The organism is Methylobacterium sp. Leaf361 (genome assembly GCF_001424445.1).
In the GTDB taxonomy this organism is placed as follows: domain Bacteria; phylum Pseudomonadota; class Alphaproteobacteria; order Rhizobiales; family Beijerinckiaceae; genus Methylobacterium.
On sequence record NZ_LMPY01000001.1, the window covers coordinates 211,426 to 236,903 of the forward strand.

At 71.5% G+C, this 25,478-nt stretch carries 20 protein-coding genes; 14 read left to right on the forward strand and 6 right to left on the reverse strand.

The features are described from left to right. Positions 1-137: 137 nt before the first annotated feature. The gene (locus ASG32_RS01040) at positions 138-389 is read left to right on the forward strand and encodes a hypothetical protein (protein WP_020091655.1); all 252 of its coding nucleotides are present in this window, start codon (positions 138-140) and stop codon (positions 387-389) included. A gap of 136 nt (positions 390-525) precedes the next feature. On the opposite strand, the gene ASG32_RS01045 is transcribed toward ASG32_RS01040, so the two are convergent. Continuing rightward, a complete protein-coding gene (locus tag ASG32_RS01045; RefSeq protein WP_020091654.1) occupies positions 526-810 on the reverse strand; it encodes a hypothetical protein in 285 nt (94 codons plus the stop codon). A gap of 304 nt (positions 811-1,114) precedes the next feature. Here ASG32_RS01045 and ASG32_RS01050 point away from each other — a divergent pair, with 304 nt between their 5' ends. The 5 genes from ASG32_RS01050 to ASG32_RS01070 all read left to right on the forward strand — a co-directional run bounded on the left by ASG32_RS01050 (position 1,115) and on the right by ASG32_RS01070 (position 5,087). Next, positions 1,115-1,789 (forward strand): MarR family winged helix-turn-helix transcriptional regulator, encoded by a 675-nt coding sequence (locus tag ASG32_RS01050; RefSeq protein WP_082557704.1) that lies wholly within the window; start codon positions 1,115-1,117, stop codon positions 1,787-1,789. A 14-nt stretch (positions 1,790-1,803) separates the two neighbouring features. Next, on the forward strand, positions 1,804-2,523 hold the full coding sequence (locus ASG32_RS01055) for a hypothetical protein (RefSeq protein ID WP_056521519.1): 720 nt from the start codon (positions 1,804-1,806) through the stop codon (positions 2,521-2,523). A 164-nt stretch (positions 2,524-2,687) separates the two neighbouring features. Continuing rightward, complete coding sequence (locus ASG32_RS01060; RefSeq protein WP_244491755.1) at positions 2,688-3,689, forward strand: catalase; 1,002 nt, start codon at positions 2,688-2,690, stop codon at positions 3,687-3,689. A 136-nt stretch (positions 3,690-3,825) separates the two neighbouring features. Continuing rightward, positions 3,826-4,374 (forward strand): TlpA disulfide reductase family protein, encoded by a 549-nt coding sequence (locus tag ASG32_RS01065; protein WP_056521522.1) that lies wholly within the window; start codon positions 3,826-3,828, stop codon positions 4,372-4,374. Further along, complete coding sequence (locus ASG32_RS01070; protein WP_056521526.1) at positions 4,371-5,087, forward strand: MOSC domain-containing protein; 717 nt, start codon at positions 4,371-4,373, stop codon at positions 5,085-5,087. Before ASG32_RS01065 ends, ASG32_RS01070 begins: the two co-directional genes overlap by 4 nt. A gap of 75 nt (positions 5,088-5,162) precedes the next feature. Here the strand turns inward: ASG32_RS01070 and ASG32_RS01075 are convergent, their stop codons facing one another. Beyond that, entirely contained in the window at positions 5,163-6,755 is a 1,593-nt protein-coding gene (locus tag ASG32_RS01075; RefSeq protein ID WP_056521528.1) for an FAD-dependent monooxygenase, read from the reverse strand. 388 nt (positions 6,756-7,143) lie between these two features. Here ASG32_RS01075 and ASG32_RS01080 point away from each other — a divergent pair, with 388 nt between their 5' ends. Further along, a complete protein-coding gene (locus tag ASG32_RS01080) occupies positions 7,144-8,766 on the forward strand; it encodes an adenylate/guanylate cyclase domain-containing protein (protein WP_056521531.1) in 1,623 nt (540 codons plus the stop codon). 16 nt (positions 8,767-8,782) lie between these two features. Here ASG32_RS01080 and ASG32_RS01085 read toward each other — a convergent pair whose 3' ends face one another. Next, positions 8,783-10,762, reverse strand: coding sequence for a M23 family metallopeptidase (locus ASG32_RS01085; protein WP_244491756.1), 1,980 nt, complete (start codon positions 10,760-10,762; stop codon positions 8,783-8,785). Between the two features lie 291 nt (positions 10,763-11,053). On the opposite strand from ASG32_RS01085, the gene ASG32_RS01090 reads away from it, so the two are divergent. Together ASG32_RS01090 and ASG32_RS01095 are read left to right on the forward strand one after the other, a co-directional pair. Beyond that, positions 11,054-11,383, forward strand: coding sequence for a CsbD family protein (locus ASG32_RS01090; RefSeq protein WP_026604704.1), 330 nt, complete (start codon positions 11,054-11,056; stop codon positions 11,381-11,383). Positions 11,384-11,818: 435 nt separating this feature from the next. Further along, entirely contained in the window at positions 11,819-12,079 is a 261-nt protein-coding gene (locus ASG32_RS01095) for a hypothetical protein (protein WP_056521539.1), read from the forward strand. Between the two features lie 64 nt (positions 12,080-12,143). Here the strand turns inward: ASG32_RS01095 and bcsS are convergent, their stop codons facing one another. Both bcsS and ASG32_RS01105 read right to left on the reverse strand, forming a co-directional pair. Continuing rightward, positions 12,144-12,959 (reverse strand): cellulose biosynthesis protein BcsS, encoded by an 816-nt coding sequence (gene bcsS, locus ASG32_RS01100; RefSeq protein ID WP_056521541.1) that lies wholly within the window; start codon positions 12,957-12,959, stop codon positions 12,144-12,146. Between the two features lie 159 nt (positions 12,960-13,118). Continuing rightward, entirely contained in the window at positions 13,119-15,530 is a 2,412-nt protein-coding gene (locus tag ASG32_RS01105; protein WP_056521546.1) for a response regulator, read from the reverse strand. A 426-nt stretch (positions 15,531-15,956) separates the two neighbouring features. On the opposite strand from ASG32_RS01105, the gene bcsA reads away from it, so the two are divergent. From bcsA to bcsN, 5 genes are read left to right on the forward strand one after another with little or no spacing between them, the layout of a single operon-like run. Beyond that, positions 15,957-18,350, forward strand: coding sequence for a UDP-forming cellulose synthase catalytic subunit (bcsA, locus tag ASG32_RS01110; protein ID WP_056521547.1), 2,394 nt, complete (start codon positions 15,957-15,959; stop codon positions 18,348-18,350). Between the two features lie 5 nt (positions 18,351-18,355). After that, positions 18,356-20,947 carry a cellulose biosynthesis cyclic di-GMP-binding regulatory protein BcsB gene (locus ASG32_RS01115; protein ID WP_056522242.1) on the forward strand — a complete coding sequence of 864 codons (2,592 nt, stop codon included), beginning with the start codon at positions 18,356-18,358 and terminating at the stop codon, positions 20,945-20,947. Then, complete coding sequence (locus ASG32_RS32060; RefSeq protein WP_082557707.1) at positions 20,944-22,098, forward strand: glycosyl hydrolase family 8; 1,155 nt, start codon at positions 20,944-20,946, stop codon at positions 22,096-22,098. The genes ASG32_RS01115 and ASG32_RS32060 overlap by 4 nt, the downstream gene beginning before the upstream one ends. After that, positions 22,083-24,092 carry a hypothetical protein gene (locus ASG32_RS01120; RefSeq protein WP_082557708.1) on the forward strand — a complete coding sequence of 670 codons (2,010 nt, stop codon included), beginning with the start codon at positions 22,083-22,085 and terminating at the stop codon, positions 24,090-24,092. Before ASG32_RS32060 ends, ASG32_RS01120 begins: the two co-directional genes overlap by 16 nt. After that, entirely contained in the window at positions 24,089-25,078 is a 990-nt protein-coding gene (bcsN, locus tag ASG32_RS01125) for a cellulose biosynthesis protein BcsN (RefSeq protein WP_082557709.1), read from the forward strand. Before ASG32_RS01120 ends, bcsN begins: the two co-directional genes overlap by 4 nt. A gap of 35 nt (positions 25,079-25,113) precedes the next feature. On the opposite strand, the gene ASG32_RS01130 is transcribed toward bcsN, so the two are convergent. Next, positions 25,114-25,455, reverse strand: a complete 342-nt coding sequence (locus ASG32_RS01130; RefSeq protein ID WP_082557710.1) for a hypothetical protein — start codon at positions 25,453-25,455, stop codon at positions 25,114-25,116. Positions 25,456-25,478 lie beyond the last annotated feature (23 nt).

A 25,478-nucleotide genomic window follows, 5' to 3' on the forward strand; every position in this document is an offset into this window, starting at 1 on the left:
CCCGGATTCATGCGGAGCAGAGAGGCGCCCGGCCGGGCGCCTCTTTTTTTATTTCCGATCATCGGCGCACCGCATGCAACGGTTTGGCGCCCGTCCGGCTTTCTGAGCGGTTCATCGACACGAGGAACAGCATCGCTATGCCGGTACGTCTGATCACGACTGCTCTGCTTCTGTCCGCAGGGGCCACGGCCGCGCTCGCCGCGCCCATGTCGGCCGACGACAAGGCGGCGCTCCAGCAGCAATGCATGGGCGATTTCACGACCTTCTGCGGTGGCATGCCGCCCGACGATGGGCCCGAGACCCAGGCCTGTTTCGAGAAGAATATGGCCAAGCTGTCGCCGGGCTGCCAGGGCGCCATCCAGAGCTACAAGCAGGGCAAGAAGGGCTGATCCAACCCGGCTGTCGTCTCCCAAGATCGGACGCGATCAGCCTCGCCATCGGTCCCGCGCGGGTCTCATCGCACAGGCAATACAGCGGATCGAAGACCGTAGACGCGGGGGCGGCCCGAGCTGCCCCCGCCGGTGTTCAGTAGCTGTAGGACCGGCGCGGGTAGGCCTGGGGCGCGCCGTACCCGGTGTCGCGCGGCTGGACCCGCGACCCGTACTCGATCTCCTTGCGCCGCGCCTGCCGGTTGGCGAGGTAGCGGCCGCCCAGGCAGCCGGCGACGGCGCCGACGACGCCGCGCTCGGCGAGGTAATGGCCCGCCAGACCGCCGATGATCGCGCCCTTGATACAGCCCTTCGCCTCAGCCGCACCGACGCTCATGAGTGTCACGAGAGCGATGGCGGATGCTTGTCCCACGATGCGCATGCTGATGCTCCTCTTCGATCCGGAAGAGAATGCACCTGCGTCACGACCGTTCCGGACGTCGGAAAAGGGGTCGGCGCTCCCTTGTTCGTCGCCGCGGAGGTCCGACTGTTTCGCGCGCGTCGCTTCGTCCTGATGTCGGCGCCGATCCTGTGGCGCCGCGACCGACGATCGTGCCGGACGGAGCCGTCGCCGTCGGAGGTCGTCCTCCGCAAGCAATGGCCCGTTCCAGAGCTGCGGTGCGCGTGCGGAGCGGCGGTTGCAACTCGGCTTGACTCCAATACTTAGGACTCCTAATTATCGATCCATGGACCACGCGGCCGACCCAGATCCCGTCCTGATCCGCCTGCGCGAGGGCTTCGAGCGCGTCGCCCTCGTGCTGCGGGCCGATCTGTGGGCGGCCGCGGGCGATGCGGGCCTGAATCCGACACAGGCGCAGGTGCTGGCGCTGCTCGCGGGACGCCCGGCCGGCCTGAGAGCGAAGGAGATCGCCGCGCAGCTGGCCGTCTCGGCACCGAGCATGGCCGACACGCTCGCCGCGCTCGCCCGCAAGGCCCTGCTGACGCGTGCGCCCGATCCCGCGGATGCCCGCGCGGTGATCGTGCGCCTGACCGACGAAGGCCGCGCGCTCGGGCGCGCCCTCGCCGCGGCGACGTCACAGGTGATGTCGGCTCTGGCGCGGCTGACGCCGCCTGAGCAGGCGGATCTCCTCCTGACCCAGATCAAGCTCATCCGGACCCTGCAGCAGGCAGGTGCCATCCCCGTGCAGCGGATGTGCGTCAGCTGCCGCCATTTCAGGCCGAACGCCCATCCGGCCGAGGCCCAGCCCCACCATTGCGCCTTCGTGAACGCCGCGATCGGGACCCGGGATCTCCGGCTCGATTGCGGCGAGCATGAAGCGGCCGATCCCGACGTCCAGGCTGCCACCTGGACGTCCTTCGCGAATGGATCGCCGCACCTCCGAGCACCACGAGAGACCTGAAAGGACACATCGTCATGACGAGGATCAAGGCACGGGGCGTCGGCCTCGTGGCGGCGGGTCTGTGCGCGCTCTCCACCGGCGCCTCGGCGGAGCCCATCCGGGCGCAGCCGAATCCCGCTGTCCTGGCGTCGTTCGACATCGTCGAGACGACGATCGCGACCAAGGGCGACACCGCCATCTTCACCACCCGGGTCCGGGGCGAGGCGGGCATGGACAAGCCGGATGCCACCGGCAAGTTCGAGGGCTCGAGCGTCTACGCCTACGTCTGGCCGACGACCCTCGACAGCGACGCGATCGGCTTCGACAAGGCTCAGGGTATCGTGGCGCTCGCCGTCACCTTCCACCCCGATTTCGACGACGCGGCCTACGGTGCCAGGAACCGCCATGTCTGGCACCCGCACTGGGTGGTGCTCGCCAAGGACGCGGCCTGCGGCGGCGGCCTGAAGGTCGTCGATATCCCGGACGGCGCGAAGCCGAAGGTTCCGCCGACCTGGCCGAAGGTCCCGCTCCTGATCGACAGCCCGGACTACCCGACCACCTTCCGGGGCGACACGGTTCAGGTCGAGATCCCGGTCTCGCTCATCACCGGCATCAAGGGTGCCTCGTTCGACGGGGTGACGTCCGGCCTCAAGGTCAACGGCAACCTGCACGCGCCGCTGCTCTGCGTCAGCGACGTCTTCAAGGTCGCCTCGGGCAACCTGTCGCTGCCGGGCAAGGTGACCCCTCAGAAGTAGGGCGCGAGAGAAGCGGTTCGGCGACTGCCATCGCCGAACCGCCGGAAGATCCCCCTCCGAGCATCAGAGAAGGACGAGTCACCATGGCATATGCCCGCCTCGACGATCCACCCCCGGCCGCGGCCGGGCTCTCGCCGCGCGCAGACGTGATCGATCGCCGACCCGTGAGGGCGCCGACCGCGCCGAGGATCGCGGCGCTGGCACGCCTCGGCGGGATCCTTCTCGCGCTCCTCGCGCCGCCGACAGGGGCGATCGCCGCCGATGCCCAGGACCTGGTGGAGGCTCTGCGCACAGTCGCCGGCAGTCGGCCCGGCGTGCGCCCGACCTTCGCCAAAGGGCAGTGCGTCCGCGGCACCTACACCCCTGCGGCCGAAGTGGGACAGGTGACGCGGTCGATCAGTTTCACGCGGCCGTGGCCTCTCGTCGGGCGGTTCTCGGTCGGCGGCGGCAACCCGTCGGTGCCGGACGTGACCAGGACCGTTCTGCGCGGCTTCTCGATCAAGCTCCTGTCGGACGGTGGCGAGACCCATCTGCTGTTCGAGAACACGCCGGTCCACTTCGCGCGGACCGTCGACCAGATGCTCGCGTTCCTGCAGGTCCGCGTTCCCGGCCCCGACGGCAAGCCGAATCCGGAGGCCATCGCGGCCTTCGCGAAGGCCAATCCGGAGACGACGCGCCAGGCGGCCTTCGTCGCCGGCAAGCCTGTCCCGGGCAGCTATGCCGGCCTCGTCTATTGGGGCGTGCACACGTTCACGGGGCTCAACGCGGACGGCCGTGCCGTGCCCTTCAAGTTCAAGATCGTGCCCCGAGCCGGCGAGATCACCCTTAGCGACGAGGAGGCGAAGGGCAAGCCTGCACACTTCCTGGCCGACGCGCTGCGGGAAGAGCTGTCGAAGGGCCCGGCGGGGTTCGACGTCGTGACCCTGCTCGCTGGGCCCAACGACGATCTCGGCAGCGACATCACCCAGCGGTGGACCAACGAGGACGACCGGAAGGCGGTCACCCTCGGCACGATCGCCGTGACCGGCATCGAGCCGAACGAGACCTGCGACCAGGGCACCTTCGACCCGGGACAGCTGGCAGACGGCATCGACGCGCCGAAGGACGAGATCTTCGCGGCGCGCCGCACCGCCTACGGGATCTCGTTCGGCCTCCGCTCCCAGTGAGCCTCCGCGGCCCGGCGGCTGCCACCGCCCGGCCGCCACACCCGCGGGCCGCGCCTCGACAGGGCGCCGCGCGGCCAGCGGCCGATGCGACCAGACGGCCGCCCGTCATCGACGACTGGAGCTCCGGAGAAGCGGCATGACCATCCTGGCCCCCGAACTCGTGACCAGTCGCTGGTTCAACACGCCCGCGCCGCTCTCGCTCGCCGCGCTGCGCGGCACGGTCGTCGTGCTGCACGCGTTCCAGATGCTGTGCCCCGGCTGCGTGGCGCACGGCACGCCGCAGGCCGAGAAGCTGCACCGGATGTTTGCCGGCAACGGCGCGGTCGCGGTGATCGGCCTGCACGCGGTGTTCGAGCATCATGCCGCCATGACCGAAGTCGCCCTCGAAGCCTTCATCCACGAGTATCGTCTGACCCTGCCGATCGCCGTCGACCTCCTCGAGGACGACGGTCCGATCCCGCAGACGATGCGGCGCTACGGTATGCGCGGAACGCCGACCACGATCGTCATCGACCGCGACGGACGCGTCCGGGAACACGCCTTCGGGCAGGTCGACGACCTCGCGCTCGGGATCCTCGTGGGCTCGCTGATCGCGGCACCGGGCACGGGATCGATGCGCGGGGAGTTGGCACCGGACGGGTGCGACGAAGCCGGCTGTAGGATAACGGAGGAAACGCGGCCATGACGGCGCCTCTTCTCCCAGCCGTCCTCCCGCTCGTCCTCGCCGGCCCGGTCGCGCCGTTGGGACCGGACGGTCCGCCGAGCGGCATCGTCAAGAACCCCGTTCCCGCGCCGTGGCGGATCACGGCGACCGGTCTCGTGGGCGATGCCCAGGCCGATCTCCGGTACCACGGCGGTCCCGAGAAGGCGCTCCACCAGTATCCGCAGGACCATTACGCCGCCTGGGCCACCGAGATCGGCGATCATCCGCTGCTCTCCGCACCGGGCGCCTTCGGTGAGAATCTCGTGACGACGGGCTGGACGGAGCGCGACGTCTGCGTCGGCGACGTCGCCCGCTTCGGCTCGGCGCTGCTACAGGTCAGCCAGGGGCGCCAGCCCTGCTTCAAGCTCGACCGACGCTTCGGACGATCCGGGATGGCGCTCGCCGTGCAGAGAACGGGGCGGACGGGCTGGTACTGGCGGGTCCTCGAGGACGGCGTCGCCGAGCCGGGCGACAGGATCGAGCTCCGCGCCCGTCCGCGGCCGGACTGGTCGCTCGCGCGCCTGATCCACCTCCTCTACCTCGACACGCGCAACCGGTCCGAGCTGCAGGCCGCGAGCGCGATCCCGGAACTGGCGGAGAGCTGGCGCCTGCTCCTGCGCCGACGCTTGCGGACCGGCGCGGTCGAGGACTGGTCGAAGCGCGTCACCGGACGGGATGGCGGGCCGGGCGCCTGAACGCGGGCGCGTCGATGCGGTTGGGCCTCGGACGAGGGGCCGGGCTGTCGGTCGGATGCCGGCCACGGCTTGCGCTCATTGCGGGAAGGCCGACGGGAACAGGCGCAGGAGATGCGCGTGCAGGCCGGGCTCGTGCCACGTCTGGCCGCGCCAGGCGAGGTGCCCATCCGGCCGGATCAGGCAGGCCATGGTTCCCGCGCCGTAAGCCTTACCGAAGGACCCTGTCGGATCCGCGAGCGTCGTCACGCCCGGGATGGGCACCTCGCTGCCGATGACGACGACCCGGACGCGGGTACGGTGCTGGCGGGCCCAGATCGGCAGATCGGGGCCGGCCACGGCGTCCGACATCCCGGCAGGATGAATGAGGAGGACGTGCTCGGTGCCTCTGAGTTCGTCGAAGAGCCGCGTCGGGAAGCCGAGTCCGTCGCGGACCAGCCCGTTGACGTCGGGCGCCCGGTCGCCGGCCCTCGTGCCGGCCTCCGTCGGCTCCGTCGCGTCGCCGGCGATCCAGGCCGTGTTCCGGTAGCTGACGAGGACCTGCGTGTCGGCGAGGCGGTCCGGCGCGCCGCCGCGCTCCCGACCGTATCCCTCGCTCGCCGTCCGGGTCCGCGCGATCAAGTCCGCGCCCACCGGGCGCCGCTCCCCCTCGTAGCTGTCGAGGAGAGCCTCGGGGCTGGCGCCCCGAAGAACCAGGGCGAGCTTCCAGGCCAGATTGTAGGCGTCCTGGATCCCGGTGTTCATCCCCTGCCCGCCGGTCGGCGGGTGGATGTGGGCGGCATCGCCCGCCAGGAAGCAGCGGCCGCGCCGATAGGCGGCGGCGAGGCGCATGCTGATGCGGTACACCGACGACCAGCGCAGGTCCGACAGGCGCGAGCCGTCCGGCAGGAGATCGTCGGCCACGGCCTGCAGGTCGGCCAGCGACGGGCCTTGAAGCTCGGCCTGGATCCCGTGGTCCGACCCGCCCGCCGGCACCAGATGCTGCGGCGCGAGCATCGAGACGCGGTAGCGGCCCGGCTCGGGGAGCGGGATGGCGATGAACATGTCGGGCGGGGCGTCCTCGTTCAGTCGCAGGGCCCGGACCGCGAGGCCGTAGGGTACGTCCCAGGCGATGTGCACGTCACCGAGCATGAACGGCCAGGGATAGGCCTCGCCCTCGAACGGGATGTCGAGCTGGCGCCGGACCGTGCTGTGGGCACCGTCGCAGCCCACGACGTAGCGGAAGTGCGCCTCCGCGACCGCACCGTCCGCCTCCTGTAGGTGCGCGCGGATTTCGGCGCCGTCCTGCTCAAGGGCCGTCAGGCGCAGGCCGCGCTCGACCCGGACGCCAAAGCGCTCCAACTGACGGTTCAGGACGCGCTCGGTTTCGAATTGGGGCAGACCGAGCGACGCGTAGGGCAGATCGAGCGGTGGACTGACCGCGTCGACCGGCGGCTGGCCGTGCAGGATCGTGCGCAGGCCCGTGAGCCAGAGACCCGCGTCGATCATCTCGCGGGCGAGGCCCATGTCCTCCCAGACTTCCAGCGTGCGCGGGGTAACCCCGATCGCGCGGCAATAGGGCGACCGCCGCGCCGCAGCATCGACGACCCGGCAGCGCGCCCCGTGCCGGGCGAGTTCGCAGGCGAGCGTCAGACCGACCGGACCGGCTCCCACGATCAGTACATCCGCCATCGCACCCTCCCCGGACCGATCCCGAATCGTCCCAGCGCCCGCACCTATCTGAGATGGCCTGGCCGGAATCACGCCGTCGACGCGCGGACTATAGGTGCCGTTCGAAGGATCCGCCGCAGGCACGGCTCGGGATGCGCCGCTCCCGACCGACGACGATGCGCCGATCCCGCGACAGCGGCTCGGCGCGCGTTCCGGAGAGCCGACGGCGGAGGGCGCGCCACGACCTCCCCAAGTCGATTGATTTCGTCGACTGTGTTTCGCGCAGACATTGCATTGATGCCGCGGTTCGGGGTGCGCCCGAAAAGTCAATGCTTCTCGGGAAAGACATCATTGTATATGGAGCTGACCAGTATGGGGGCCGTGTCCTGGCGCCCCGGGGTCGCGAGAGATGTCGAGTTTCGACGAGTCGGTCGCGCGCCAGCAGCGGTTCATGGGACCGCTCCTGGTGGCGGCGATCCTGTTCGGCCTGGCCGGGCTGCCGGTCGCGGTCTGGCTCGACCTGCGCGGCCTGTCCGAGCGCATGCTCGCCACGCAGGCGATCGAGACCGGCCGGATCATCGACCAGATGCGCAGCTTCTACGCCAGCGACGTCGTCCAGGCGGTCAACGCCGCGACCGGCCGGGTCGAGACGCGCCACGATTACAAGGGGGTGCCGAACGCGATCCCGATCCCCGCGACGCTCTCCCTGGAACTCGGCGAGCGGATCAGCGGCGGGGACGGCGCGGTGAAGTACCGCTTCGTCTCCGATCTCCCGTTCAAGGACCGCAAGCCGCACGATCTCGACAGCTTCGAGACCCAGGCCCTGGCGGACCTCCGGGCGCACCCCAAGACCGGCTTCGTCAGCGAGACGACGGGGTCCATCTTCGACCGGCAGGTGCGCATCGCGGCGCCGATCCGCATGGAATCCGCCTGCGTGCGCTGCCACAACGCCCATCCCCTGAGCCCGAAGACCGACTGGAAGGTCGGCGACGTCCGCGGCATCCAGGAGATCGTCCTGCACCAGCCGATCGCCGCCAACGTCTTCGCCTTCAAGTACCTGCTCGGCTACTTCATCCTGGCGGCGCTCGCCGGCACCACCTTCCTGCTGCTGCAGGCGCGCCAGTCCCGCCTCATCGACCGGATGAACAGGGAGCTGACCGAGTCGAACGGGTTCCTGGCGTCGGTCTCGGTGCAGATCGCCAAGTACATCTCGCCCCAGGTCTACAAAAGCATCTTCAGCGGCGAGCGGGACGTGTCGGTGGCGACCGAGCGCAAGAAGCTGACGATCTTCTTCTCCGACATCAAGGACTTCACCGCGACCACCGAGCGCCTGCAGCCCGAGGAACTGACCGCGCTGCTGAACGAGTACCTGACCGAGATGACCGCCATCGCGGTCAAGCACGGCGGCACGGTGGACAAGTATATCGGCGACGCGATGCTGGTCTTCTTCGGCGACCCGGAGAGCCGGGGCGTCCGCGAGGACGCGCAGGCCTGCGTTCGAATGGCGATCGAGATGCAGAAGCGCCTGGGCCAGCTCAACGCCCGCTGGCGGCGATCCGGCATCGAGCGCCCGTTCCAGGCCCGGATCGGCATCAACACGGGCTACTGCAACGTCGGCAATTTCGGCAGCGACGAGCGGATGGACTACACGATCATCGGCGCGGAGGCGAACCTCGCCGCCCGCCTGCAGGCGGCCGCTGTCCCGGGCGGCATCACCCTGAGCTACGAGACCTACGCGCTGGTGAGCGACATCGTCCAGGCGAGCCCGCAGGAGCCGATCCGCATGAAGGGCATCAGCCGCGAGATCGTCCCCTACGCCATCGAGGGCGACCTCACCGCCGAGGCCCCGGAGACGATCTTCTCCGAGCACGCCCGGGGGATCGACTTCTACGTCGACGTCGACGCCCTGGAGATGGAGGGCGCGGCGCGGCTCCGGAAGCGCCTGCTCGACACGCTCGCCGCCGTCGACCGCCGGATGACCGGGGCGGGCACCCACTCGGATGACGGCACGCGGCCCTCCGCGGCCGGCTGAGGTCCGGGCGACTGCGTCAGAGCGGCAGAACCGACATCGCCAGGGCGCCGTGGTGGCGGAGCGCATTCGTGGCCGCGACCTGCCGCTCGAAAGCCGTCATCAGCCTGGGCGAAACGCCTTGGCTGTCGGGCAGGCGGATCGTCATCGGGTCGAGGAAGCGCCCGTTGACGCTCACCTCGTAGTGGACGTGGGGGCCCGTCGAGAGGCCGGTCGAGCCCATGTAGGCGATGACCTGCCCCTGATGGACGGTCGCGCCGACCTGAACGCCGTGCGCGAGCCGCTGCAGGTGATTGTAGGCCGTCACGTAGCCGTTGGCGTGGTGGATCTCGACGCGATTGCCGTAGCCGCCGCGCGGGCCCGCATACGCCACGGTCCCGTCGCCCGTCGCCATGATCGGCGTGCCGGCCTTGTTGGCCCAATCGACGCCGTTGTGGAAGCGGGCGTAGTGGAGGATCGGATGGACGCGCGTGCCGAAGGGCGAGGTGATCCGCCCGTCGGCGATCGGCATGCGCATCAGGAACTTGCGGAGCGAGTTGCCCGTCTCGCTGAAGTAGCTCGCCGTCCCGGCCTCGGGCGCCTCGAAGCGGTAGGCGCGGTGCTTCACCCCGCCGAGCGTCACGGCGACGTAGCGCACCTCCGGCGGGCCGCCGACCTTCTCGCTCGGGCTGAACAGCACCTCCAGCCGGTCGGACGGGGCGATCCGGCGCTGCATGTCCAGGCCGAACGCGAAGATGCCGACGATGCGCTCGGCCAGGATGTCGGGCAGGCCGTTGCGCAGGACCGCCTCGTAGATGCTCCTGTAGAGGCTGGCGCCCGAGCCCTCTCCGTCGCCGTCGTCACCGGAACGCGACGCCGCGACCTGGGCCGACAGCGGCGCCACCGTGACGAAGCCGCCGGAATCCCGTTCCGCGACGATCTCCTCGACGCCGCCCGCGCCGTAGAGCGTCACCCGGGCGATCCGGCGCGCGGCCTCGCCGGCGCGCGAGCGGACGAGGAGCAGGTCAACGTGCTGCCCCTCGGCCAGCCCGGTGCGGGCATGCTCGCTGAAGGCGGCCAGGATGGCGGTCACGCGCGCCGGCTCGGCGCCGTTCGCCGCCAGCGCGTCGGCCAGAGTCTCGCCGCGCTTGAGCACGACGTCGCGCGTCTCGGTCAGGCTCAGGCCGGAGGCGGGCTGGGTCTCGGCGAGGTCGGTGATGTTCTCCGGGACGACCCGCACCTCGATCGCGTGGAACGGGTCGCGGCCCGTATCGGCGCCGGCGGCGGTCGCGGCGGCGTCGGCCGGCGCGGCGACCAGGATCTGCGAGAGCAGCCGCTGCGGCGCGAGCGGCACGGCGATCCGCGGCCCCGTCTCGCGCGCCTCATCCGACTGCCTCTCCACGAGGGCCGTGACGTCCTCGTCGCTCAGGCCGGGCGCGTCGTCGGGAACCGGCGTGCCCGCGAGCGCGGAGCGCGTGATCGTGACCGTGGTCCCGGACGGATCGTCCACCGGCTCGTCTGCGACAGGGGCGACCTCTCCGTCCGCGGCGAGCTGGCGCGTCGGATCGAAGGGTGGGATCTGCCCGTCGACCGCGTCGCCGGAGGACAGGCTCGTGACCAGTCGCACGAAGGGCTGGGTCCGGATAATCTCGCGCGCGCCGACCTGGTGGGTCACCGGCGCGGAGAACTCCTCCCGGTCCGAGGCGACGAGTTGACGCCGCACGAGGCGGTCGCCGCGCTGTCCGACCACCCCTTGCCCCTCCGCGACCTGGGCGGGCCCCTGGCGGAATGTCGGCTTGGCCGGTGCGAGATCGGTGTCGACGGACATGCGGAGCGCCGCCCCCATGAGGGCCGCGCCGCAGGTGGCGATCAGGCAGCTGGCGCAGAGCCAGCGCAGGTTCAGCCGTCGCCGGTCGAGCGGCGTCGTCACTCCGTGGGTCGGGGCCGCGACCGCGCTGCGCGACAGGGACCTGTGCAGAATGGGCAGCCCGCCGCGCGGTGCTCGTCCGCCCTCGTTCATCCGGTCCCCTCACGCTCAAGCTCGCCGCTTCGGCGGTGAGTGCGGCCTGAATGAGGCTGCGACTTGCGCCTGGCGCGACGCTCGTCCGCTCAAGGAGCGCACGTGTCGAACACGGTACCGGCGGGCAGGACGGGGCATTCCTCGACCGCCCACGATCGTTTCGACCGGACTCCGCCACGGAGCCGGGGAACGCCCGGCGTAGATCGCTGTTGCCCCAGTCGCCACAGAGGGAACGGGGTCCGACCACCGCGACTTCGGCACCTTGCCGCGACACATTCGGAGAACATGGTCATGGTCGACACGGACAGGGTCACGGGCGCCGCGCGCGCGTTCGGCGGGAAGGTGCAGGGCGCGGTCGGCGACGCCGTCGACTCGGACCGTCACGCGCTCGAGGGGCGTCTCCGGGAGGCGCAGGGCACCGCCGAGAATCTCTACGGCCAAGCCAAGGACGCCGTGCGGCACGCGGCCGACGAGGTCTCGGACCACGCCGCCGAGGCCTACGACCGGAGCCGCCACGTCGCCTGGGAAGGTCATCAGAAATCCGTCGAGTGGCCGCACGCCTCCCTGATCGTGGCCGGTCTCGTCGGCTTCGGTCTCGGTTTCCTCGTCAGCCGTCTCTGACACGGATCGCCGCGTGCCGCCGTCGGCCTCACGTCGACGGGATCGCGGGGCCGCGAGCGCCGTGCGCGATCAAGTCGGCACGGAGGCCAGGGCCGAGCCCGTGCCGCGAGAGGCGCGGGCCCCCTCTCCCGCGCGGGAGGGGGGATGGCGCCGGTTCTCGACCGGGCACCGCCGTTCTAATCGAACCATCGCACATCGGTCGGAAGCGACCCGAGCGGGTGCAGGCACATGCGCACTCAGCCGCCACGCCCGTCGGAGGCCCATCGGCGCTGCCTGGCCGATCCTTGCGGCACAGAGGATGTCGGCGACCTGCGAGGGTCCACGCCCGAGTCCAGGAATGAGCCTCCAGTATCCACGCCGTTGGTAACTTGTGTTCCGTTATGGAACAGAGTCCTTGGCTCTATTCTCGCTCTAGACACCGCTGAGAGGTGTCTAATGCATCAGTTCATCGGCCTATTTGCCATCTTCGTCACGCTGGCCGGCGTGCTCCACACCTGGGGTGCGCCGCGCTGGGCGATCGCCGGCCTCTGCCTGATCGGTCTCCTCGGCGCGTCGGCCACGGTCGTCGGCATTCAGCCAAAAGTGGCCCCGTCGCCGGTGTCCCAGGTGCAATCGCTCAACGACGCGATGCAGCCCGTCTTCGAAGGCGTCTGGGACCCGCTGCGGCCCGGCCGGCTGCTGACGACGTCCCGGTAGCGTCTCCGGTCCGCGCGGCTTCTGAAACGAGCCGCGCGTCCCGTCAGGCAGCCCGCGCCAAAATCTAGAAGGTCGAGCGCGCCTCGATGCTGGAATAGTACCCGGAGCCCTGTACCCGATCCCGGACGTAGCCGGCGGCCACCGACATCTGGACGGGCCCGAAGCGGACGCCGGTCAGGTGGGCGCCGATCCGGTACTGGCGGAAGAAGTCGTCGCCGAGGAACAGCGCCTCGGGGCCGATATAGACGCCGTCGGCGAGCATGTAGCCGACGCGCAGGCGCGAGTAGTAGGCGTTGAACTTCGTCGAGTACGAGCCGTAGGCCGAGACCATGGTCCGGTCGGTCGGCGTCGCGTAGAAATTGCCCGCGACCTTCAGCCCGACGCCCGTACCGACGACCGGGTTGCCCGGATCGGGAATCGACAGCTGGTTGCTGCGGACGTTGAAGCCGATGAATCCTGCGAGGGCCGCGTCCTTCCAGACCCACTCGTAACCCGCCTGCAGGGCGCCTTCCTGCTGGTAGCCGGTGACCCGCGTCGCGACGGACCGGCCGGGATACGAGTAGGTGCCGCCGATGGCGTCCACGCGGACCCGCAGGCCGTCCCGGGTGGGTGAGCCGTTCGGCGCGGCGGTCACCGTCACGGAGCCGAAGGCCGAGCTGTTCGACGTGACGCTGGTGGATCCGTCGACCGCGACGGCCCAGCTGTCGTCGACCGCCTGCTGCGAGGCGCCCGTGTACCAGTCGGCGCCGGCGCTGCGCGCCGGGAGGTCGGCGGCGGCGGCCTGCGTGGCGGAGGCCGCCGCGCAGGCGCACGAGAGGGCCAGAACGGTCGTGTACGGAGTGCGAGGACGTCGGGCAGCTGGTTCCGCAGTCCCGCCCATATTCGAAAGCTCCGTTAAGGTACGATTTACGCTTTAACCAACACTCGTCGACAATAGTTAACATCCACTTTTGGAAGGACTGAGTTTCGATCAGGGCGTCGGCGCGGAGAGCGAGCGCGAGAACCGCGCGGTCGCTCAATCGGTCGGGATGCGCGGCGATCAGGCCGCGCGCGCGCGGACCGCGGCGTCGAGGACGACTTGGAGGTCCTCGTTGCGGAAAGGCTTGTCGATCCGCAGGAAGGCGTCGGCGGAGCGCGGCAGCTGGCCGTGTGGGCTGGCGAGGATGACCCGGATCTGCGGGTAGCGCTCGACCACGGTGGCGGCGAGCTGGAGGCCCGCCATCACCGGCATCGATTGATCGACGATCATCGCGTCGAAGGCGGCGTCGCGGGCGAGGATCTCGAGGGCGTGCGCGCCGGAGGCGGCCTGGACTACCGCGTGGCCGAGATCGGCGAGCACCTCTGCGACGCTGGCCCGCACGAGGCCGTCGCTCTCCACGAGCAGGATCTTCAGCCCCGCAGCGCGCATCGGAGGGAGCGTGGCGACAGCCGGGGGCGCGGCGGGCAGCCAGAACTCGGCCAGGAACGGCTCGGCGCCGGTCCCGTCGCGGATCAGGCGCCAGTGGCCGCCGGTCTCGGTCACGAGCGCCGCGGCCGCCGCGAGGGTCGGGCCTGCTGCCGTCGGCAGCGGCGCGGCCTCGGGGCGGCGACCGCTGCTGACGAGCACGCGCACGTAGGCCGCAACTTCCGCCGCGGCGCCCATGTCCTCGGGGGTGCCCTCGACGGCCGCGATGGCGAAGCCGGCGAGGCCGGCGTCGCGAATATGGAAGGCCAGGTTTAGGAGCAGCAGCTCCAGCACGCGCTCGCTGCACAGGACGGGCGGCAACCCGGCGGGGATGCGATTGAGGACCGGCATCTCGCCGAGGGCGTTCGCGGCCAGGAACGGCAGGTAGCCCTCGAAGGTGGTGGCGAGGTCGGTCTCGGCGAGGGTGATGCCGGTCTCGTCGCCGCGCACGAGGTGCAGCATCCGGCGGGTGAGCGCCGCGCCCCGGCGCGCGCCGGCCGTCGCCCGCCCGACCAGCCGTTCTTGGTCGTCCCCGAGGGGGTGGCGCCGCGCCAGCAGCGTGAGATTCGTCAGGACGACGGTCAGGACGTCGTTGAACTCGTGGACGATGCCGTCGGTCACCCGCCGCAGGACGAGGTTGCGACGCGGCTCGACGGGTTGCGGCACGGTCGCCCCCTCGCCGCCCGGCAGCTTCCGCATCAGGGCGAAGAGCCGCCGATCGCCCCTGGCGTCGGCGAGGCACAGCAGCCTCACCTGGACCTGCTGCTCCGGCCAGTCGCGGAGGTGCAGAGTCACGTCGTGCGGGCCGTCGGCCGCGAGGGCGGCGTCGCGCGCCCGGTCGAGCACGGGCCGGTCCTCGGCGACGAAGCAGGCGGCGAACGGGGCGGCGACGGGGGCCCCGTCGTCGCCGGCCGCGCTCCGCGAATCCAGCAGGGTCCGGCCGGTATCCGGATCGATCTCGCAGCAGGCCCAGCCGGAGACCGCCTCGAAGGTGGTCAGCCGCGCCTTGAGGCGCGCGACCTCGGACCCGGCGCCGGCCATCTGCAGCCCGGCGCTGCGGCGATGCCCCGCGAAGACGTCCGAGAGCGCCGCGAACTCGCCGATCCACGTGCGGGGCGCTTCGGTCTCGCCCTCGCCCCTCAGGAGGCGGCGCAGCGGTCGTGTCAGCCGCTCTCCCGCGACGAAGCCGAGCGCCGCCGCGCAGAGGATCAGGGCGAGCCCGACGCCCAGCATCCGCCAGTCCGGCGACGCGGCGAGCGACGCGCCGGAGGGCACGGCCCGCGCCGTCACCAGCCATCCCGGCGAACCGATCTCGGCCGCGAGACGCATCGGCGTCGTGGCCGAGACGGCCGTCGTCCGGAACGGGCTCGGGGCCCCCGACAGGACCCGGCTGTCCGGGGTGGCGACGAGGAAGCCGAGGGTCTCGGGCAGCGCCGCGGCGCGCCGCACCTCCTCCTCGACCTTGGTGAGATAGCTCGGGTCGGCGTCGAGGCGCAGCAGGCCGTCCTGACCGCGCTCGCCCAGCGCGACGGCGGTCCCGAACGGCGAGTCGGCCTCCGCCCCGTCGCTGACCACGATGACCCCGGCCGCGCGGCCGCGCAGGAACCACGTCTGCCGCGCGACGCTGCTGCCGACGCGGCGCTCGTCCCGGGCCGCCAGCACGGTACCGTCGGGCGCGACGAGGACGGCGTCCCGGTAGACCGGGTTGAGGTCGAGCCACCCGCGCAGGCGCGCGGCGCGCTGGTCGGCGGAGAGCAGGCCCTCGTCGTCGCGGAGCATCAGGGCGGCGCTGCGCGCATCGACCACGGTCTGCCGCAGCCGCGCCGCGATGGCGGCGACGTAGGCGCGCGAGGCCGAACCGACCATCTCCTGCGGGGACGCCGCGGGTCCGGGCCGCGCGGCCGGGACGACGATCAGGAGCGCGGCCGCGAACCCCGCCGCCGCGGCGATCGCCACCTGCAGCGCGTTGAGCAATCCGAGGGAGATCTGCAGCGGCTTCGCGGTCATCCGTACGCCCGGGGGTCGGTGCCGAGCGAGGCGCGATTTTCGTTAAGGGTCGATTAAGGCCCGCGGCGCAATCCGGCCGTGCCCCCCGACGCGGGCGCGGTCCGCCGGGCGGGTCGTTCCGACTATCCGTGGCGCTCTGCGTCGCCTGCCCCGCACCGAAGCCGGTTATAGCGAAGCTTTAGAACGGAATATTAATGTATTCGGCTCAACGGCGCGTCCCGATCCCGCTCTCGCAGCCCGATCGACTTCGCCGCGCCGGGCATCATCTGGGTTGCCCGCATTCCTAAGTTAACTGTAATTTCCGGCGAAGTGGAGTGGGCTGGATATTACGAATGGGTTTGTTCATTGACCATCGTCGCTGTACAAACCCGGCGGTAGAGCCGTTGCACCTCGATCCGAGGGATTTTTGGCCCGGGAGGCTGTAGCGTGAGGCAGGCGTTGCGTTGGCTGGCCTGGGTTGGGGCGACAGTCGCCAGCCTCGCCCTGCTCAGCCAGCCGGTCGGGACGCAGGCCCAGCTCGCCATGAGCCTCGCCGCCATGGCGGTGATGATCGTGCTGTGGGCCGTGCTCGACGGGCCGCGCACGCGGTTCGTCTTCATGGCGCTCGGCAGCCTCGTGGTGCTGCGCTACATCCTGTGGCGGCTCACCAACACGCTGCCCTCGCCGGGCGACCCGGTCAGCTTCGGCTTCGGCCTGATCCTGCTGGTGGCCGAGCTCTACTGCGTCTTCATCCTGTTCGTCAGCCTGATTATCAACGCGGACCCGCTGCGACGCGACCCGCCGCCGGCTGCCCCGGCCGCCGACCTGCCCACGGTCGACGTGTTCGTCCCGAGCTATAACGAGGATGCCGCGATCCTCGCCATGACCCTGGCGGCGGCGCGACAGCTGAACTACCCGCCCGAGAAGCTCACGGTGTGGTTGCTCGACGACGGCGGTACCGACCAGAAGTGCAGCGATGCCGACCCGGCCAAGGCCGCGGCGGCGCGCGCCCGTCGGGGCGAGCTGCAGGCGCTCTGCGACGAGCTCGGCGCCCGCTACCTCACCCGCGCCCGGAACGAGCACGCGAAGGCGGGCAACCTCAACAACGGTCTCGCCCATGCCCGGGGGGACCTCGTGGCGGTGCTAGACGCCGACCACGTCCCGTTCCGCTCGTTCCTGACCGAGACCGTCGGCTATTTCGCGCAGGATCCGCGCCTGTTCCTCGTGCAGACGCCGCACGCGTTCCTCAACCCCGACCCGGTCGAGCGCAATCTGCGGACCTTCGAGCGCATGCCCTCCGAGAACGAGATGTTCTACGCGGTCACGCAGCGCGGCCTCGACAAGTGGAACGGCTCGTTCTTCTGCGGCTCGGCGGCCCTTCTGCGCCGCACCGCCCTCGACGAGGCCGGCGGCTTCTCGGGCATCACCATCACGGAGGATTGCGAGACCGCCTTCGAGCTGCACTCGCGCAACTGGAACAGCGCCTACGTCGACAAGCCGCTGATCGCCGGCCTGCAGCCCGACACACTGGCGGACTTCATCGGCCAGCGCTCCCGCTGGTGCCAGGGGATGTTCCAGATCCTGCTGCTGAAGAACCCGGCCTTCCAGAAGGGCCTCAAGCCCATCCAGAAGATCGCCTACCTCTCCAGCATGACCTTCTGGTTCTTCCCGATCCCGCGGCTGATCTTCATGTTCGCGCCGCTGCTGCACATCTTCTTCGACCTGAAGATCTTCGTGGCCAGCGTGGACGAGTCGATCGCCTACACGCTGACCTACATCATCATCAACTTGATGATCCAGAACTACATCTACGGCAAGTTCCGATGGCCGTTCGTGTCGGAACTCTACGAGTACATCCAGGGCGTCTACCTGGCCAAGGCAATCGTCTCTGTCATCGCGTCGCCCCGCAAGCCGACCTTCAACGTCACCAACAAGGGGGCGACCCTCGACCACGACCACATCTCGTCGCTCGCCCTTCCGTTCTTCCTGATCTACCTGCTCCTGATGCTCGGCTGCGCCGTCGCGGCGTGGCGCTACCTGTACGAGCCCGGCGTGACCAACCTCATGCTGGTGGTCGGGCTGTGGAACTTCTTCAACCTGCTCACCGCGGGCGCGTCCCTCGGGGTCTGCGCCGAGCGGCGCCAGCTCGAGCGCACGCCCTCCCTGGCGATCGATCGCCGCGGCGTCCTCACGGTCGCCGGGCACAGCGTCGACGTCTCGATCGAGCGCGTCTCCGCCGAAGCCTGCACCCTGCGCCTCCTCGGCGGCGCCCTCGATCCGGGGCTCACGCGCCCGCCGCTGCGGGGGACGCTCAGCGTCGAGCCGACGGCCGGCGCGCGCCGGACCGCGCCGCTTCCGGTCCACCTGGACCAGGCGACGCGCGACGGACAGGAGCTCGTCATGCGGGTGAACTTCGGCACGCTGGCCATCCGCGACTACCCTGCGCTCGCGGGACTCATGTACGGGGACGCCGAGGCGATGCGGCGCTTCCAGCTGCGGCGGCGGCGGCACAGGGATATTCCCACCGGCACGCTGCAATTCGCGTGGTGGGGCTTGGTCGAGCCGTTCCGCGCGCTCCGCTATCTTCTCGCGAGCCGACGCCCCAGGCCCGTCGAGATCGAGGAGGCGCCGGTCTACGACGCACCGCACGACGCCGCCGCGGCACCGGCGCCGGTGCCGTCCGTCCCGGCAACGGCGACCCCCGTTGCGGCGCCGTCGCTGCCCGCGACCGCCAAACCCACCGACATCGAGAGCGGGGACGACTGGGTCCGCCTGATGATGGATTACGAGAACGAGCGCACCCTGGCCGAGCTTCGCCGCCGGCGCACGAGCGCGGCGTGACGGCGATGGGTGCTCGGCTCCGCCTCCCCGTGCTGGGACTGCTGCTCGGTCTCGCGAGCGTTCCTGCCCTGGCCCAGAGCTTCCTGGGCTCGGGGCCGGCGGAACGGCTGACGGTCCCGCCGAGCGGCAACGCCCTGCGCGCGCCGTCCGAGGACGGGTCGGGCCCAGCGCGCCGGCCGGACGCGTCGGCGACGGAGACGCGGCCGACCGCGCGCCCGTCCGAGCCGCCCCGGACCGCCGCGCCTCAGACGGTGCCGCGCGCGGCGATCCAAGCGACCATCGCGCCGGCGCGCCGGCTTCCGTCCGGCCCGCGCGGCTTCCGCCTGACCGGGGAAGAGGATTCTCTGCGCTACCCCGTCTACCTCACCGAGGCGCAGACGCGGGGACCGGCACGGCTGCGCCTCTCCTACCTGTCGGCGATCTCGGTGGCGCCGGAGAGTTCCGAACTCGCTGCCTTCGTCAACGGGACGAAGGTCGGCTGGACCCGCATCCAGGCGCCCGGTGCCGTGAAGGTGGTGGAGTTCGCTATCGGCGACGGCGTGCTGAAGCCCGGCTACAACGCCGTCACCTTCACCGCCAGCCAGCGCCATCGCGTCGACTGCTCGGTCGGGGCGACCTACGAATTGTGGACGCAGATCGACCCGTCGCGATCCGGCCTCGTGGTCCCGCCGGCGACCGACATGGACGTCCGGTCTCTCGCCGCCGCGGAGCCGGACGAGAGCGGCGCCCTGCCGATCCAGGTCATCCTGAACGAGCGCCCGAACCTCGCTCGCCTGGAGCGCATGATCGAGGCGGTGCAGGCCCTCGCCCTCGTGGGACGGGTCGCCCGTCCGACGGTGACCTTCGGCCCTCCACTGCAGGGCCGAAACGGCATCAACCTCGTCGTCGGTACCGCCTCCGAGATCGCCGGCATCGAAGGCGTTCCCGAACTCGGCCCGATCAGCGGGCCCCGCCTCGCCATCCTGCCGACGCGGCCGAACACACCGCCGACCCTGGTCGTCACCGGGGCCCGCGATGAGGACGTCCGTCAGGCCATCACCAACCTCGCCGTCCCACCCGACAACGGGACGCCGAGCGGGCTCAAGGCGGTCCAGCTCTTCCGCGGCTACATGGTGCACGGTGGCGAGAACCTGACGCTCGACCGCCTCGGCGTGACGTCCCGCGAGTTCTCGGGGCGCCTGCTTCATGTCGGCTTCGCCCTCCGCTTTCCCGGGGATTTCGTCCCGGCTGATTACGGCAAGGTGATGCTTCACCTGGCCGGGGCCTACGTGGCCGGGCTCTCCTCGGAGGCCCGCATCGTCATCGACATCAACGGGCGCAACGCGGCCAGCGTCCCGCTGCCCGACGGGCGCGGTGAGGTGTTCGACGACAGCGCGATTCCCCTGCCCTTCAGCCTCTGGCGCCCGGGGGTGAACCACGTCGAGATCTCGGCGCAGCTGCCGAACGCCGCCGACCAGGTCTGTGACACCCTTAGCCCGGCGGCCAAGCAGGCGCGCTTCCTGTTCCTCGACCGCTCGCGGATCGAGATCCCGCATTTCGCCCGGGCGGCGCGCAGCCCCGACCTCGCGGCGATCAAGGGGGGCGCCGTACCGTTCGTCGTCCCGGGGCAGCGCGCGCGCCTCGTGCTGCCGACGCCCGACCGCGACAGCGCCGACGCGGCCGCGACCCTCGCCGCCCGACTGGCGATGGCGGCCGAGCGCGTCATCGATTTCGAGGTCGTGACCCAGCAGCAGGTCGTGTCCGACACGAGCCAGCTCGTGGTCGCGCCCGCCCGCGCCCTCGACCCGGCGCTCCTGGAATCGGTCGGTTTCGATCCGCAGCAGGTCCAGCGGGTCTGGGAAGGCCGCGCCGACATGGTCGCCACCCCGGGTCAGTTCGGTCCCGAGGGCGTGCTCACCCTCGATCGCCTGCGCCGCAACCTGCCGATGCGCTGCGCCCTGCCGACGCTGATCCCGCAGGTGCGCCCGGCGCAGCCCGCCCCGGCCCAGCAGGCGCCGCCGTCCCAGGGCGAGACGAGCGCCGGGCCCTCCCCGACCAAGGCCCCGGCCCCCTCGCCGGGCTCCGCGTCGGACCGTGAGCTCATCGACCGCTGGGAGGCGTCGACACGCGGCTCGCGCCAGATCTGGGCGGCCCTGGACAGCGTCTGGAACGAGATCACCGGCACGGTGCACTCCCTGCGCCAGACGATCACGGCGCAGGTGAAGCCGGACGAGACGGTCGAGGTTCCGGCCACGGCCTCGCTGCTCATCGCCGAGGGACCCCCGGTCCAGGCGAGCAACACCGTGATCGTGACCGCGCCGAACGCGTCGCTGCTGAAGGCGTCCGTCTCCTGCCTCGTCGACCCGGTGGTCTGGGCGAGGCTCGGCGGCAGCGCCGCCTTCCTCGACGCGTCGAACGGCACGCTGGTGACGTCCCGGCCCGAGCGGATCGAGATCGTCGAGACGCAGCCGCGATCTCTGCCGAACCTGCGCCTCGTGTCCGCGGCTTGGCTGTCGATCAACACGGAATACTACGTGGGCATGACTCTCGCGATGGCTCTCTGCCTCGGCCTGGCCACCACGAGCCTCGTGCGCAACGTCGGCAGGAAGAATCCATGAGTCGCCGCGCCCGCACCCCCCTCGCCGCAGCTTTCCTCGCCGCGGCGATCCTGCCCGCGGCGGCCGCCTCGCCCCAGGACGAGCCCGCCGTGCCTCCGAGTACCGCGCAGCCGGGCACGCAGCCCGCGCAGGCGCCCCGGACCGCGATTCAGGGGCTCGCCGGCAAGCTCGGCAACGACGCCGCGTGGCGGGCCTACCGCGCGCGGTTCATCACCGACCAGGGGCGCGTGGTCGACACCGCGAACGGTCAGATCAGCCACAGCGAGGGCCAGGGCTACGGCATGCTGCTCGCCGTGGCGGCCGGTGATCGGGTCAGCTTCGAGCGGATCTGGGGCTGGACCCGGGCCAATTTGATGGTCCGCGGCGACGAGTTGCTGGCGTGGCGCTGGTCACCCGACAAGCGTCCGGCGGTGAGCGACATGAACAACGCCACCGACGGCGACATCCTGATCGCCTGGGCGCTCACCGAGGCGGCCGAGGCCTGGAACGAGCCGAGCTACCGGACCGCCGCGCGCCGGATCGCCATCGAGTTCGGGCGCAAGACCATCCTGTTCCGGGACTCTCACGGGGCGCTGCTGCTCCCCGCGGTCTCGGGCTTCTCGGCCCGGGAGCGCCCGGACGGTCCGCTGATCAACCTCTCCTACTGGATCTTCCCCGCCTTCCCGCGCCTCGCCCTCGTCGCGCCGGAATACGACTGGGCGGCCCTGACGCGCAGCGGCCTCGCCCTGCTGCGGCAGTCGCGCTTCGGTCCGAGCAACCTGCCCACCGAGTGGATCTCCGCCAAGGAGGCGCCGCGTCCCGCGAACGGCTTCCCGCCGCTGTTCTCCTACAACGCCATCCGGATCCCGCTCTACCTCGTCTGGGCGGGACTGGTGCGGCCCGACGACCTCGCGCCGTTCCAGGCCCTGTGGTCGGGCGCCGATCGGGAACGGCTGCCGATCGTCGACACCGGCGACGGGCGGAAGGTCGAGTGGCTCACCGAGGCCGGCTACATGGGGCTCCCGGCCCTGGTGGCCTGCGCCCTCGACGGAACGCCCTTCCCCGAGGATGCGCGCGGCGACATCGGCAACCAGAACTACTACCCGGCCACTCTGAGCCTCCTCGCCCTGACCGCGGCCCGCATGCGTTACCCGTCATGCCTGAAGTCCTGACCGGTCGTCGGCCGGCACGTCTCCGACCGGCCGCGCCCTGCCTCCTGATGCTGGCGCTGACCGCCGCGCCGGCCGCCGCGCAGGTCGACGCGCGACCCGGTCCCGCGCCGCAGGCTCCCGCCGCGCCGACACGGTCCGAGCCCCGCATCGTCTACGGCGACGGCCCGCGCGCCCCGGCGATCCTGGCCGACCCGGCCACGTCCCGCACGACCGACATGGTCGACGAAAGCGCGCTGCGCTACTACGCGGCCCAGAAGCAGACGGCTCGGATGAAGGCCGAGATCGCCCGCCTGAAGCGGCTCTATCCCGGCTGGAACGAGCCGCCGGACCTCAACGCGCTGCAGCCGAGCCCACCCGAAGAGGCGCCCCTGTGGGACCTCTTCACCGCGGGGCGGTTCGACGACCTCCGCGCGGCGATCGTCGCGCGCAGGTCGATCGACCCCGCGTGGCAGCCCTCCGAGGAGCTCGCGCGCAAGCTCCGCCGGGCCGAGTTCCGGTCCCGGATCACGGCGCTCACCGGCAAGGACGCCGACGCGATCATCGACCTCTACCGCGCCGATTCCGGCGCCCTCGATCCGCTCGACGTCCAGAGCATCTGGATGGTCGCCGACGCCCTGGGCGATACCGGCTCGGGCGACGAGGCCTTCGAGCTCTACAAGTCGATCCTCGACGGCAACGCCGATTCCGGCGTGCGCCTCGCCACCATCCAGAAGGCGATGGCGCATCTGCGCATGGCGCAGGCGGAGCGCCTGATCGAGATGGGGCACCGGGGCGCGAACGGGGCCTCGGAATTCGACGCGATCCGCCTCGACATCACCCGTGCCCGGATCGCGGCCTTCCTGCACGAGGAGAGCGCCGAGACCCCGACCCCCGCCGATCTCGCGGCCTTCCAGGCCGTCGCCCGCAAGAGCGGCGATCCCACCCAGACGAGCCTCCTCGGCTGGTACGCCTACAAGCGCCGCCAGTTTCGGGAGGCGCTCGAATGGTTCAAGCAGGCGATCGCCCGCGGCGGCGACGCGATGGTCGCCCACGGGCTCGCCCTGACCCTGCGCCAGCTCGACATGGCGCGCGAGGCCGAGGAGGTCGCCTACGCGTGGCGCGACAAGTTCGTGGGCAACGAGCTGCTCTACATCGACATCCTGGAGCAGAAGCTGACGCTGCCCCGCCCGCCCGCGATCGAGCCCGCGCGCATCGCCCGCTACGCCCAGGTCGTGACGGCCTCCACCTCGGGCGAAGGCGCCCAGGGGCTGGCGTGGTACGCCTACAATTCCTGCCAGTTCGACACGGCGCTGGAGTGGTTCCAGCGGGCCGTCGCCTGGATGCCGAGCGAGGGGACCGTCTTCGGCTACGCCCTCACGCTGCAGCGCCTGAAGCGGCAGCGTCCGTACCTCGAGGTCGTGAACCGTTACGACGGCCTCTTCGCGAAGGTGGTCGACCTGCTGTTCCGCGAGAATGCCGGCGGGTCGCCGCTGCCCTGCGACCCCGTGCCCGCCGCCGCCGGGCCCGCACCCGGGCGGCACGCCGCGCCCGCGGCGCGGGTCGAGACGCCGCCGATGAACCGGGTGCCGCGGCCGGACCTGCCGGCGGCCGGCACGGACGCCAAGCCCCTCGCCGTGCAGCGCAACGAGTTTCCCCTGGCGGTCTCCATGGAGAACGCGCTCCGCTACCCGCCGCCGGGGCTCGTGCGGGTCCTGGCCGAGCCCGTTCCCGCGGGAACCTACGTCCGTGAGCCCGCGACCCCGGCGCCGCCCCTGGTGGCCCGGCGCGTGCCCGGCGCGGGCCCCATGCCCTACGAGCGGTTCGGCTACGCCCTGCTCCCGGACTATCGCGGCGTCGACAAGCCCGAATTCCTGTCGCCGCCCGCCGCCGGGACCCTGTGGCAGGACCAGCAGGCCGAGCGCGGGCGACCCGAGAATTCCGAGGCGAAGCGGTTCCAGCTGCCCGCGCGCTCGGCCTACGACACCTCCGCCACGACCGAGCGGACCACCCCGTGAGGCGCGCGGCGATCCGTTCGGCCCGGCTCTGCGCCCTGGCGTGTCTCCTGCTGCCCGCCGTCGCGCGGGCGCAGACGGTCCCGGTCCTGACCCTGCCCGGCGCCGGGACGCTGACCGCGGTGATCGAGACGCGCGAGCGCGACGGGTTCGACCAGCGGCTGCGCTATGCCGGCGGCGACGGTCGCAACCACGCCGAGATCGCCCTGCGCCGGGAGACCGCCGACCTGCTCCTCGCCTTCCCGCCGCGGCTGGCCAAGCCCAGCGAGTTCGGGATCGCGGGGGAGATCGCCGTCCGGTTTCCCGGGCAGGCGATGACGGTGCGGCCGCCGCTGCGGAACGCCTACGGCCCGGTGGGCATCGCGCTCGGCGCCGACTGCCTCTACGCGTGGCAGTGGATCGAGAGCGGACGCGGCGCCGCGTCCGCCGGCGGGCAGCCGCCCGCTCTGTTCCAGGCGGAGCCGCTCGCGCGCCGCGCGATCTCCCTGCGGATCCGGCTGTGCCGCACGGCCGAGGCCAGCCTCGGCGACCTCGTGCGGGCGGTGGAGGGCCTCCGGATCGCCCTGCCCGGCACCCGCCCCCCGCCGGTTGTCGCGCGCGTCCCGCCGCGTCGGGTCGCGCCGCGGGCCGCCATCGGCCGCCCGAGCCGGCCGGCCGCGGCCGAGGCACGCCGAGACGAGGTTCCGCCGGTGCGGACGCCGGCCGCGTCACCGCCGCAGGTGCCCGTGGCGTCGCCCGTCGCGCCACCCGCGGCGCCGCCCGTCGCGCCCCCGGCACCGTCCCCGAGCGCCGGGGCGCCGGATCAGAAGCGCTACATCGTGCCGCCGACCCCCCAGACCCCCGCACCGGTGCTGCCGGAGCCGGGCGGCCAGCGCTACATCACCGAGGGGAGCGGCAGCGGGATCGCACCGAAGCCGGCGCCGGGGCAGGCCCCCGGCGAGACCTTCTTCCGCGACCTGCCGCCGGAGGCCTATCGGCCGCCGAACTGAGTTCAAGTCCGGGCGCCCGCCTCGGATCTGAGCCGTCAGAGCACGAAACGCCCGAGCTCGTTCGCCGGGAAGGTTCGGAAGCGCCGGTATCCGCCCTGCACGGCCTGGGCGAGGGACGCGACGCCCGCGAGATCGCCCGCCTCGGCCCTGCGGGAATCCGCTTCGGTCAGGACGAGGCCCACCGTGATCGAGACCGCGCTGATCGCGACCGGCACGGCGAGAACGTGTCGGCCGGTCAGCCCGTCGGAGGCGACCACGTCGACCGCGTAGAGGCTGAACAGGTAGGCACGCTCCGCGATCAGCGTCCGCGCCTCCGCCAGGACGTAGCGAGGCTCCTCCCCCGGCAGCCGGCGATATCGGGAGATGTCCGGTGCCATCGCTCCCCCGAGCGGCGAGCCTT